Source organism: Aeromonas sp. XH (genome assembly GCF_033348475.1).
Lineage (GTDB): Bacteria > Pseudomonadota > Gammaproteobacteria > Enterobacterales > Aeromonadaceae > Aeromonas > Aeromonas sanarellii.
The window spans coordinates 3,794,347-3,806,257 of record NZ_CP137630.1 but is presented as its reverse complement, the minus strand read 5'-3'; the positions used below and the strand labels follow the sequence as shown (position 1 = coordinate 3,806,257).

Genomic DNA, 11,911 nt, shown 5'->3' with positions numbered 1-11,911 from the left:
TTCCCGGCTTTTCCGATGGGGCTGGCAGCGCCAACTATACTGACCTCCAGCATCTGATATGGAGTGTCTGCCATGAAATGGTTGTTCGCCCCCATCTGCATGCTGGCCCTATCCGGGGTCGGCGTGCAGGCGTCCCGCCTCTCTGAACACATCGCCAGCCCCGATCTGAGGGCAAAAATGCAGGCTGTCTACGGTGCCAGGGCGATCCAGCGCGCCGAGGCCTTTTCCCGCCTGCTCACCCCGAGGGCCGGCACGACGGATCAGCAGAAGCTGGAGCTGGTCAACAACTACTTCAACAATCTGACTTACAGCGAGGATCCCAGACTCTGGGGTGACGAGGATTACTGGGCCAATCCCCTGGAATTCATCGGGGCCCGGGGCGGGGATTGCGAGGATTACAGCATCTCCAAGTACTACACCCTGATGGAGCTCGGCGTCGACGAGAAGAAACTGCGGCTGGCCTATGTGAAGGCGATCCGCTACAACCAGTTTCACATGGTGACGCTCTATTTCCCGAGCACCAAGTCAGATCCCCTGGTGCTCGACAACATCAATGGCCGCATCCTGCCGGGCAGCCAGCGCAATGATCTGCAACCCGTTTACAGTTTCGATGCCAAGAGCATCTGGGTCATGAAGTCGCGTCGCGAGGGAACCCTGGCGGGGAGCGCCGATCGCCTGACCCAGTGGACCTCGATGCAGAGCCGCTTCTCCAGCGAGCACCTGCGCGCCCCCCGCCGCCAGCTATAGCTTGCCCGCGCTTTTCAACTCTTCGAAGTATCTTGCCGCCCCCGGGTGCTGCGGGACGCTCAGCACCGGGCCCGTCTTGTTGCGCGCCTTGTGGAACAGGTTGGCATAGCCATATGTCTGTTCGTTGAAACCGGTCTGCTGGCTCAGCATCGCTTTGGTCAGACGATAGACGTCTTCGTCTGGTGTAGCGGCATTGGTCACCAGAGTGGCGGCAATGGCGAAGGTCGGTGTCGCCTTGAGGTTGCCGGGATAGATACGAGCGGGTACCTGGCTGCGCTGATAATACTTGACCCCCTTGAGCAGTCGCTCCCGCGTCTCCCCCTCGATCGGCAGGAAGCGGATGGCGCAGCGCTTCGCCGTGGCCAGCACGATCCGGTTGGGGTGGCCCATCACCAGGCCATAGGCATCGATCTGCTTGCTGCACAGCGCCTCGGAGAGATTGGCCACGCTCTTCAGGTCGAGGTCCTGCTCTCTGGTGCCCAGTGCGTGGAACAGGGCCAATGCCGTCTGGCGGGTGCCCGAGTGCTTCAACCCCATGTCGATGGGGGACAGCTTGAGTTGCGCCAGGGTGGTGATGTCGCCATCGGCTCGCACCACTATGGTGAAAGGTTCCGCATGGGTGGCGAAGAGGGTTCTCAGCTCGGGTTGGGGTTGCTTGGCGAACGGCCCGATCCCCTGGCTGGCCTGATAGAGCCAGTCGGACTGGACGAGGGCATAAGGGGTCTCCCCTGCCTGCAGCATGCGCAGATTCTCGATGGAACCTGAACTGGCTTGCGGCTTGCATGACAACGTGGGGTCACTCTTGTTGGCCAGCCGGCAGAACTCCTTGATGACCTGGTAATAGATGCCCTGCTCACCGCCCGTGCTGATGGCCAGGGAGGCGGCGTGTGGAGCGGGTTGCCACAACAGGGCAAGCAACAACAGCGGGGTTCTCATGATGCCTCCTGAGTGGCGTAGCCATCGATGCCCCAGTTGCGCAGGGTGTCTACGTCGCTCACCTCGCTGGCTTCGGCCAGCAGGGTGTAGCCGGAAGCATGGAGGCACTGGGAAAGCAGATTCCAATAGAGGGGAGCCTGGGTCAGCTGGCAGCTGATGAAGACAGGCCTGATGGGATCGAGCCTGGCCAGGTTGTCGTTGTTCATCGGGACATTGCTGAACGCCATCTCGATCCCCTGGGTCTGAAGCGCCGTCAGCCGCTCTTCGGCGAGGGGGGGCAGGCTGGCCAGATCCCAGCGCCAGTCCAGGGTCTTGCCTCTGGCATTGGCCAGAGAGGGGGCGAACTGTGCCCAGTCGGGATGGTTCAGCAGGCTGAGGGGCAGCTGAAGCCCTTCCGCTTTCTCGACAAGAAAGTCGTTGAACAGGGCCCTGATCTCATCGGGCGAACTGTCCGTGGTGGGGGGGTGCTTGGGCAAGAGCCGGCTGTAGAGTCTGATGTTGCCCTGAGTGGAGACGAAATGCTGCAGGTACATGTCACCTGCGGTATCGGTCAATCCCGTCAGCTTCTGGTGAGCCAGGGGGACGTCGAGCCTGCCGAGCTGGGTGATTTTGAGCCGTTGCTGCAGCAGATCCCGCTTGCGTTCGGACACCAGTTGATTGATGGAGGTGGCGACCTCCTGCAACTCGCGAAGCCAGGGGAGAGGCAGGTTGCCGCTGAACTGACGTTTGCGGATCTGGGTCAGTTGCTGGCTGATCTGTTCAAGCGGACGCAGCAGGCGACGGCATACCCAGGTGATGACCAGAGTAAAGACCAGTAGTCCGGCGAGCAGGGCAAGCCCGGTACGGCTGATGGCGTTCCACAGGTGCTGGTAGGCATACCCCTCGTGCCCTTCCAGCGTGAGAGTCCCAAGGATGCGCCAGCCATCGGTCAACTCCTGCTCAATCTTGACCGGGGGCATGTCGATAACCGAGGGAAGCCAGGTGGGGACGTTTTGTTGTGCGGTGTGGAAGACCTTCTGGAACAGCAGTTGACCGTCCGGATCCAGCAAGACCACCGAGCTGACGAAGCCGCCGTCGAACATGGCATTGACGATGGTTTCCGCGAGAACCTTGTCATCATTGAGCAGGGTGCCCTGGAGTACCAGACCCAGGGCAGTGATGGCGGTCTCAAGATTGGCCGACATCTGGTCGAGAATGGATTGTCGTACCGTGGTGATCTCCAGCATGAGCAGCAGGACGGCACCGATGGCGAACAGGATTAGGATGATCACATTTAACAATTTTGCCAATGACATACCCACTCCATGGTGATGTTTTTGCAACATTTGCGGATCCGGAGCGCCAAACAACCGGACTAGGTTCTTAAAAATAGAAAAAAATGGCTAAAAACGACGATCATTTCTGCCCATGCTGGAAGGTTATGCATAAAATGTGAGTTTCGTGCATGTAGCTATGAACTTTTTGTAAGTATTTAGGTCTAAAAGCCAGATATTCGGTTTTCATAATAAAAAATCATAAAAACAGACCCACAAACACCACCCTTAGATCTAATAACAGGATAGCGGATGAAACGTCTCCGTCCCTTGGTAGCACAGGCTGCCAATTGGGAACCCCCGGTTCCCCGCAAACACTTTTACGCCATGCTATTGCTCACGGCCATGACGCTGTCAGCGGTAGCCGTATTGCCAGCCCCGGGTGACATCCTGGAGCGGCCACTGCGTCTGGAGTTGCCGATCGCCACCACGGGCACCGCAACCAACGAAGACAATACCGACTTCAACGACATCCCGGATCACGAGCTGGTGGAGGCCGCAGCTCCGGAGGACGACATTCCGGCCGATCCCACGCCCCAATGGCAGGACTACCGGGTACGCAACGGCGAAAACCTGACCACCATCTTCAACACCCTGGGCCTGTCCACCACCACCCTCTACAAGGTGCTGGATGCGGACACCAAGAACCATCTGGCCCGCCTCAAGCCCGGCCAGACCATAGAGCTGCTGATCGATCAGGACAACATACTGCAGCAACTGAAGATCCGTCTGAACATCAAGCAGACCCTGGTACTGGAGCGCACCGATGACACCTACAGTGCCAACATGCTCAACGAAGAGGTGGAGTGGCAGAAGAAGAGTTATGAAGGCGTCATCAACGGCAGCTTCTACGTCAGCGCCCGCAACGCGGGGATCCCGGCGAACCACATCCAGAAGATTGCCAACCTGTTTCAGTGGCGCCTGAACTTCGCTAAGGATCTGAAAAAAGGGGATAAATTCAAGGTATTGGTGCGCCAGGAGACGGTAGAGGGCAAGAGCACGGGCAACACCCAGCTGCTCGGGGTCGAAGTCTTCAGCCAGGGCAAGGCGGCGTCGGCCTGGTTGTCTGAGGATGGCAACTACTATGACGGCCAGGCGAACAGCCTGGAGCGGGGTTTCCGCCGTTACCCGACCCACAGCCGCTATCGGGTCAGTTCCAACTTCAACCCGGCACGGCGTCATCCCATCACGGGCCAGGTGCGTCCCCACGAGGGCACCGACTTCGCGCTGCCGGTCGGGACGGCCGTCATGGCCACCGGGGACGGCGTGGTGCTCAAGGCCACCCGCCACCCGCTGGCCGGTACCTATGTGGTGATCAAGCACGGCCGGACCCTGACGACCCGTTACCTGCACCTGAGCAAGCTGCTGGTGAAACCGGGCCAGAAGGTGAAGATGGGGGACAAGATAGCGCTCTCCGGCAACACGGGCCGCTCCACCGGTGCCCACCTGCACTACGAGGTGCGGATCAACAACCGGCCGGTCGATGCCATGAAGGTCAAGCTGCCGATGGCGGAGCCCCTGAGCGGCAAGGAGAAGCGCCAGTTCCTCGCCAAGGTGAAGAGTTACCGCAAAGAGATGGAGGCGGGTTGATCCTCCCTCTTTCCCAGATAGCAAAAGGCCCCGCCATGATGGCGGGGCCTTTTTCATGGACCGGGCTCAGTAACCCTTGTCGAAGTCAATCCGGCCATCGAGCTGCTGGCCGTCGATGAAGCGGATGTAGTTGCGGATGAAGATCTGGGCCACATCTTCCGGGAAGCTGTAGGCGCTGTTGTGGGGGGTGATGACGAGATTGGGTTGATGCCAGAGCGGGCTGTCGGCGGGCAGGGGCTCCTGCTCGAACACGTCCAGCACCGCAGTGCCCAGCTTGCCGCTGCGCAATGCCACCAGCAGGTCGCCTTCGTGCACGGCATTGCCCCGGCCGACGTTGAAGAAGATAGCCCCCGGCTTGCAGTGGTTGAAGCGATCGGCGGTGAACAGGTGACGGGTCTCGCGGGTTGCCGGCAGCACGCTGACGACGACATCGGCCTGGGCCAGCATCTTGTTGAGTGCGGGCAGTTGATACACCTGATCGAACCCTGCGCGTTCGCGGCCGCTGTGGCTGATGCCGAGCACCGTCATGCCGAAGTGCTTGCCGGTGTGGGCGATGTGCTGGCCTATGCTGCCGGTGCCGAGCAGCAGCAGGGTCTTGCCCTTGAGCCCCTGATAGGGGTGGCTCTGCCACAGCGTCTGCTGCTGTTGCTCCCGATAGAGCGGCAGCTGGCGGCTGAGGCTGAGCAGGTGGCCGAACACGTATTCGCTCATCAGCGGGCCGAAGATGCCGCGGACATTGGTCAGCAGGTAGTCGCGACGGCAGCTGGCATCCAGCAGCACGTCGACTCCGGCATAGGTGGATTGCAGCCAGACGAGCTTGCCAGCCTTGGCCAGCAGCGGCCTGGCGCGGGCCGGTTCGGCCATCAGGATGTGCGCCTCGCCGATCAGTTTCTCGGCCTCGTTCTGGTTGTCGGCCCGCAGTATGTGCAGATGGGGGAGGTGGGCCGCCTTGAGCAGGCGTTCATAGTGATTGTTGTCCTGGCTGAGCAGAAGCAGGGTACGTTGGCTCATACTCTTGTTCCTTATCGTGTTTACGGCAGGGCTAAGGGGGTACTCTCCCCATCTTACCCCAGTTGATCTGGCAAGAAAGTCGAGTGGGGCGCTTTTTCATTTTCGCCACGCCCCTCGTGGGCTACAATCTGCCCCACATTTTGCAAAGGACCCGACTCCAGTGTTTGGTGACAAGTTTTATAAGCGACTGGCCGAGCTGCAGCCCTGGCAGCAGACGGTCTACACCCTGGCGCTGGCAGAGCGCATGTACCCCAACTATGCGCTGTTTACCCAGGCCGCCGGCTTCGGGGATGCGAAGGCGTTTCGCCACGCCCTGGATCAGATGTGGAACTACCTGACGGTGAAGGGATCCCGCGTCAATCTGGGCGCCATTCTGGAGGCGTTTGAAGTCTATATTCCCGATCCCCGCAAGTTTGAATCCTACGGCGCCTATCCGGCACTGGATGCCTGCGTGGCGCTGGGCTGCGCCTACAACTCGGTGATCTGCCGGGTGGGCGAGGAGGCGAACGATGCCAGCCACGCGTCCGTGGGGACGGTGGCAGGGTTCATCGACATGCTGGAAGGTCGTGAGCTGAGCGACGAGGAGCTCTACGAGCACGAATACATGGAGGCCGAGCTGGAGTTCCAGGTCGAGTTGCTCAAGCGGGTGGCTCATGAGCGAGACAGCGATCGGATCCTTGCCATCCGCACCTTTGCGGCCCAGGACGGGGTCTCCAACATCGGCATCAGCCTGGAAGAGTGAGCCTTTCGCTCGATTCCCATAAAAAAAGCTCCCAATGGGAGCTTTTTTTATGCCTGGCGATCAGGCCCGCTCTTCGGTCAGGGGGCGGACGCTCAGCACGGGGGCGGCATCGATGCCGTCGGCGTTCATCATGGCCGAAATGCGCTGCAGGGAGGAGAGCAACAACCCCTGCTCCCAGTTTTCCAGGGCCTGGAAGCGCTGGATGAAGCTCTCCTGCAGCGGAGTGGGGGCCTGGGCCAGCAGGGCGCGTCCCGCGTCGGTGAGTGTCGCATGGACCTTGCGTTTGTCGGTTTCGCTGCGAATGCGCTGCACCAGTTGGCGGCTCTCCAGCCGGTCCATGATGGTGGTCGCGGTGGCCTGGCTCATGTTGGTGTGATCCGCCAGCTGGCGCATGGAGATCTGGCCCAGTTCGTCTATCCCCTTGAGCAGCAGGAGCTGCGGCGACGTCAGTCCGGCCTCCTTGATCAGGCGCTTGGAGTGCATGTCGATGGCACGGATGATCTGGCGCAGGGCGATCAGCACTTCATCATGTTTTTCCATGGGGTCTGGGTCATCGCAGGGCAGTGGAGAGGCGCAAAATTCTCCGCCTAATTCACCACCAGGTCAATATGGTTTTCACTGTAATGATTTCTGCTCTAATGAATTTTGTGATAGGTTATTGGGCAATAGCCCCATTAAAACCCGATATTTGAGGAGTGACATCATGAATGACGACCTGGATATCAAGTCCCTGGTTGCCGACCTTCGCGTGGTCAGAGTGCGCTATGAACTGCCTGATACCTCGGCTTTCGTGCGTTATCAACCCGCCTATGACGAGGACCCCAACAACCTCAAGGTACATCACTACGATGGGGAGTTGCCCCTCTCCTGCAGCAACACAGGTTCTTTCAGTCTAAAGGAGTTGGTCAATGAGTTGCGCTACGCCTATGTGCTGGTGCACCTCTTCCCCGACGAGAGTGCCATGCACTTCTACCTCGCCGGCCTCGACAACGGCCTGGCCCAGCTGGAGTTCATCGGCGGTTCCTACGACTTCAACCGCCTCTGGATCACCAGCGGTGTCTCAGGTCTGGGAGTGCCCATGGCCATCTTCCTCGGCAAGCGCCATGCGGTGAACGGCCAGCCTTCGGTCAGCCTGGTGGATCACCGTGAGCAGGCCGCCGGTCGCCTGGTCTATCGCGCCATCGGCGGCGCCGGCGATCACGTGGGCGAAGACTTCTTCAACAACGACTAAAAGGAGGCCAGATGAGAGCAACCAAAGGGCTTTTGAAAGGCCTCAATCCCACCATGGCCATGACGGCCCTCACCGTCGTGACCCTCTTCCTGCTGTTCGGCGTCTTTGATCCGGATACGGCGGGCACCTGGTTTACCGGGGCCAAGGACCACATCATTGCGGGTTTCAAGTGGTACTACATCCTGGTGGTCGCCCTGTTCCTGTTCTTCGCCGTCTACCTGATGTTCAGCCGCTTTGGCAGCATCCGGCTGGGCGACGACGACCAGGTACCGGAGTTTGGCTACTTTGCCTGGTTCTCCATGCTGTTCAGTGCGGGCATGGGCATAGGCCTGGTGTTCTGGAGCATCGCCGAGCCGATGAACCACCTGCAGGGCAACCCCTTCGTCACCGAAGGCATGACGCCGGAAGCGGCCCAGATCGCCATGCGCCTCACCTTCTTCCACTGGGGTCTGCACCCCTGGGCCATCTATGTGATCGTCGGCCTGTCGCTGGCCTTCTTCAGCTACCGGCGCAAGTTGCCACTGGCCATCCGCTCCGTGCTTTATCCCATCCTCGGGGATCGCATCTACGGCTTCTGGGGCCATGCCGCCGACGTGCTGGCGGTGTTCGGCACCGTGTTCGGGGTGGCGACCTCCCTCGGCCTCGGGGTCTCCCAGATGAACACCGGCCTGAACCAGATGTTCGGGATGGAGGTATCCCAGGTGAACCAGCTCTGGCTCATCGGCGGCATCAGCCTGATCGCCACCCTGTCGGCCATCTCCGGTGTCGGGCGCGGGGTGAAGATCCTCTCCGAGCTCAATATCTGGCTCAGCGTCTTCGTGCTCGCGCTCTTCCTGGCGCTGGGGCCCACCACTTACATCCTCAACGCCTATGTGCAGAACATAGGTGACTACCTGCAGAACATCGTCCGTCTGAGTTTCTGGACCAACACAGAGGCCAACGGCACCTCGGCCTGGCAGTCGAGCTGGACGGCGTTTTACTGGGGCTGGTGGATCGCCTGGGCACCCTTTGTCGGCATGTTCATCGCCCGCATCTCCAAGGGGCGCACCATCCGCGAATTCGTGCTCGGTGTCCTGCTGGTGCCCTCCCTGCTCGGCATGCTCTGGCTCACCGTGTTCGGCGGGACTGCCATGAACCTGGAGCTGTTCGGTGGCGGCGGCGTGGTGGAAGCGGTCAACCAGGACGTTACCCTGGCGCTCTACAAGACGGTGGAGCTGCTGCATTGGGAGACCTTCGGCTGGATTGCCAAGGGGGTGCTGACCCTGCTCATCTGCACCTACTTCATCACCTCCAGCGACTCGGGCACGCTGGTGATTACGACGCTGCTCTCCATCGGCGATCAGGATCCTCCCGTGCTGCACCGCGCCATCTGGGGGCTGGGCCAGGGGCTGGTGGCGGCCATCCTGCTGGTCTCCGGCGGCCTGGCCGCCCTGCAGGCCGCCAGCATCATAGCCGCGCTGCCCTTCTCGGTGATCATGCTGGCCATGTGCTACTCCCTGATGCTGGGTCTGAAGCAGGAGAGCCGGCGCCAGTTCGAGTACCGGCAGAACCTCAAGCGCCACGACGGTTCAACCCACATGAGCCTGCTGGAACGCATAGGGCCGGCCTGACGGGTCACGCGCGCCATGTGCAACGAAAAGGGGAACCTCGCGGTTCCCCTTTTTGCATGTCTGAGCGACGGTCGGTGCTTACAGCATCTGCTTCAGGCGATAGAGCAGGTCGAGCGCCTGCCGCGGGCTGAGCTCGTCGGGGCGCACCGCTTCCAGCTCATCGACTACCGGATGGCTCTGGGGCGCCATGGCCACCGGGGCCGGGCGAGATTCGCCGGCGGGGGCCGGGTTGGTGCTTTCCAACTCCGCCAGCTTGTGGCGGGCCTGCTGGATCACCGATTTCGGCACCCCCGCCAGCGCCGCCACCTGCAGGCCATAGGAGCGGCTGGCCGCCCCCTCCTGCACCGCGTGCATAAAGGCGATGGTGTCGCCGTGCTCCACCGCATCGAGGTGGACGTTGGCCAGCCCTTCCATCAGCTCCGGCAGCCGGGTCAGTTCGAAGTAGTGGGTGGCGAACAGGGTATAGGCGCCGATCTTGCTCGCCAGCTGCTCGGCGCAGGCCCACGCCAGCGAGAGGCCGTCGTAGGTGCTGGTGCCGCGGCCGATCTCGTCCATCAGCACCAGGCTCTGGGCGGTGGCGTTGTTGAGTATGTTGGCGGTCTCGGTCATCTCCACCATGAAGGTGGATCTTCCCGATGCCAGGTCATCCGACGCCCCGATGCGGGTGAAGATGCGGTCGATGGGGCCGATGCGGGCGCTGTCGGCGGGCACGAAGGCGCCGATATGGGCCAGCAGCACGATGAGCGCGGTCTGGCGCATGTAGGTGGATTTACCGCCCATGTTGGGGCCCGTGATGATCAGCATCCGCCGATCCCGCTCAAGCCGGATGGGGTTGGCAATGAAGGGGTCTGTCATCACCTGCTCCACCACCGGATGGCGCCCCGCCTCGATCAGGATCTGATCCTCGTCGATGAGGGTCGGGCAACGGTAGTCGAGGGTCTCGGCCCGCTCGGCCAGGTTCGCCAGCACGTCCAGCTCCGCCAGGGCGGCGGCGGACTCCTGCAACTCGCCAAGGTGGGGCAGCAGGGCATCGAGCAGCTCCTCGTAGAGGCGCTTCTCCAGCGCCAGCGCCTGGGCCTGGGCGGTGAGCACCTTGTCCTCGTATTTCTTGAGCTCATCGATGATGTAGCGTTCGTTGTTCTTGAGGGTCTGGCGGCGGATGTAGTGGGCCGGCACCAGGTGGCTGTTGGCGCGGCTCACCTCGATGTAGAAACCGTGCACCTTGTTGTAGCCCACCTTGAGGGTGTTGATGCCGGTCAGCAGCCGCTCGCGCTCCTCGATGCGGGCCAGGCTGGCGGTGGCGCCGTTGGCCAGATCCCGCAGCTCGTCCAGCTCGGCGTTGAACCCTTCGCGGATGACGCCGCCATCGCGGATCAGCACGGGCGGCACCTCCATCACGGCGCGCTCCAGCAGGTCATGCAGCTCGGGGAAGGTGCTGGCCCGCTCGCGCAGTTGCTGCACCGCCTCGTGCTCGCTGCCCGCCAGCAGGCTCTGCAGCTCCGGCAACTGGGCGAAGGCCTGACGCAGACGAGTCAGATCGCGCGGGCGGGCGGAGCGCAGGGCCAGGCGCGCCAACACCCGCTCCACGTCGCCGACCTGGCGCAGCAATCCGCCCAGCTCGTCGTAGAGGTTCTGCTCGATAAGCTCCTTGATGGTGCTCTGGCGGCCTTTGAGGATCACCCGATCGCGGATCGGCTGGTGGATCCAGCGCTTGAGCAGTCGGCTGCCCATGGGGGTGGCGGTGCAGTCGAGCACGGCGGAGAGGGTGTTGTCGTGACCGCCGGCCAGATTCTGGGTCAGCTCCAGATTGCGGCGGGTGGCGGCATCCATGATGACCGCATGATCGGGCTGCTCGAGGCGCACGCCGCGGATGTGGGGCAGGGCGGTGCGCTGGGTATCTTTCACGTACTGCATCAGGCAGCCGGCGGCGCACAGGGCGGTCTCGCTCTGCTCGACGCCAAAGCCCACCAGATCCTGGGTGCCGAACTGCTGGCAGAGCAGCTTGCGGGCGGTGCCAAGCTCAAACTCCCACTCCGGGCGGCGGCGCAGACCGCGGCGACCCTCGACATGGTGCAGGAAGGCGAAGGATTCGGGGTAGAGGAGCTCGGCCGGATTGGTGCGTTGCAGCTCGGCCAGCAGGGTCTCTTCCTTCTCGAACTGGTTGATGAAGAAGCGGCCGGAGCCGATATCCAGGGTGCCGTAACCGAAGCGGCGGCCATCGTGGTAGACGGCGGCGATCAGGTTGTCCTGCCGCTCGCTGAGCAGCGCCTCGTCGGAGACGGTGCCCGGGGTGATGATGCGAATGACCTTGCGCTCCACCGGCCCCTTGCTGGTGGCGGGATCCCCCACCTGTTCGCAGATGGCGGCAGATTCACCGAGCTGCACCAGCTTGGCCAGATAACCCTCGATGGCGTGATAGGGCACCCCGGCCATGGGGATGGGGCTGCCGGCCGACTGGCCGCGCTTGGTCAGGGAGATGTCGAGCAGCTGGGAGGCCTTGCGGGCATCGTCATAAAACAGCTCGTAGAAGTCGCCCATCCGGTAGAACAGCAGGATCTCCGGATTCTCGGCCTTGAGGGTCAGGTACTGCTGCATCATGGGGGTGTGGGCGCTGAGGGCTGCGCCTGGCGCCTGGTATTGTGCTGTCATGTGCTATTCCAGAAGGTGTTCTTGCGGGCAAGCCTGTGCCGCAATGGTCTGAATCTGGGGGCCATTCTACATGGTCGGGCCG

Annotated in this window: 10 protein-coding genes; 5 read left to right on the top strand and 5 right to left on the bottom strand. The window is 61.9% G+C overall.

All coding sequences use genetic code 11. The features are described 5' to 3' along the window. Positions 1-72: 72 nt before the first annotated feature. Positions 73-747 (top strand): transglutaminase-like cysteine peptidase, encoded by a 675-nt coding sequence (locus tag R2B70_RS17540; protein ID WP_052814386.1) that lies wholly within the window; start codon positions 73-75, stop codon positions 745-747. Here R2B70_RS17540 and R2B70_RS17535 read toward each other — a convergent pair. Together R2B70_RS17535 and R2B70_RS17530 are read right to left on the bottom strand one after the other, a co-directional pair. Continuing rightward, a complete protein-coding gene (locus tag R2B70_RS17535; protein ID WP_318162086.1) occupies positions 742-1,683 on the bottom strand; it encodes a TAXI family TRAP transporter solute-binding subunit in 942 nt (313 codons plus the stop codon). The two genes, R2B70_RS17540 and R2B70_RS17535, sit on opposite strands and share 6 nt — an antisense overlap. Next, a complete protein-coding gene (locus R2B70_RS17530) occupies positions 1,680-2,978 on the bottom strand; it encodes a LapD/MoxY N-terminal periplasmic domain-containing protein (RefSeq protein WP_042079372.1) in 1,299 nt (432 codons plus the stop codon). Before R2B70_RS17530 ends, R2B70_RS17535 begins: the two co-directional genes overlap by 4 nt. A gap of 270 nt (positions 2,979-3,248) precedes the next feature. On the opposite strand from R2B70_RS17530, the gene mepM reads away from it, so the two are divergent. Beyond that, positions 3,249-4,586 (top strand): murein DD-endopeptidase MepM, encoded by a 1,338-nt coding sequence (gene mepM, locus R2B70_RS17525; RefSeq protein WP_042079371.1) that lies wholly within the window; start codon positions 3,249-3,251, stop codon positions 4,584-4,586. Positions 4,587-4,652: 66 nt separating this feature from the next. Here the strand turns inward: mepM and R2B70_RS17520 are convergent, their stop codons facing one another. Beyond that, entirely contained in the window at positions 4,653-5,597 is a 945-nt protein-coding gene (locus R2B70_RS17520) for a D-2-hydroxyacid dehydrogenase (protein ID WP_318162085.1), read from the bottom strand. A 160-nt stretch (positions 5,598-5,757) separates the two neighbouring features. Here R2B70_RS17520 and R2B70_RS17515 point away from each other — a divergent pair, with 160 nt between their 5' ends. Continuing rightward, positions 5,758-6,339 (top strand): YjaG family protein, encoded by a 582-nt coding sequence (locus R2B70_RS17515; RefSeq protein ID WP_042079369.1) that lies wholly within the window; start codon positions 5,758-5,760, stop codon positions 6,337-6,339. 60 nt (positions 6,340-6,399) lie between these two features. On the opposite strand, the gene R2B70_RS17510 is transcribed toward R2B70_RS17515, so the two are convergent. After that, positions 6,400-6,879: a MarR family winged helix-turn-helix transcriptional regulator gene (locus R2B70_RS17510; protein WP_041212322.1), complete on the bottom strand. Its 480-nt coding sequence runs from the start codon at positions 6,877-6,879 to the stop codon at positions 6,400-6,402. 163 nt (positions 6,880-7,042) lie between these two features. Here R2B70_RS17510 and R2B70_RS17505 point away from each other — a divergent pair, with 163 nt between their 5' ends. Then, on the top strand, positions 7,043-7,570 hold the full coding sequence (locus R2B70_RS17505; RefSeq protein WP_209793677.1) for a hypothetical protein: 528 nt from the start codon (positions 7,043-7,045) through the stop codon (positions 7,568-7,570). Positions 7,571-7,581: 11 nt separating this feature from the next. After that, on the top strand, positions 7,582-9,180 hold the full coding sequence (locus R2B70_RS17500; protein WP_209793676.1) for a BCCT family transporter: 1,599 nt from the start codon (positions 7,582-7,584) through the stop codon (positions 9,178-9,180). A gap of 78 nt (positions 9,181-9,258) precedes the next feature. Here R2B70_RS17500 and mutS read toward each other — a convergent pair whose 3' ends face one another. After that, positions 9,259-11,829, bottom strand: a complete 2,571-nt coding sequence (gene mutS, locus R2B70_RS17495; RefSeq protein WP_318162084.1) for a DNA mismatch repair protein MutS — start codon at positions 11,827-11,829, stop codon at positions 9,259-9,261. Positions 11,830-11,911: the final 82 nt, after the last annotated feature.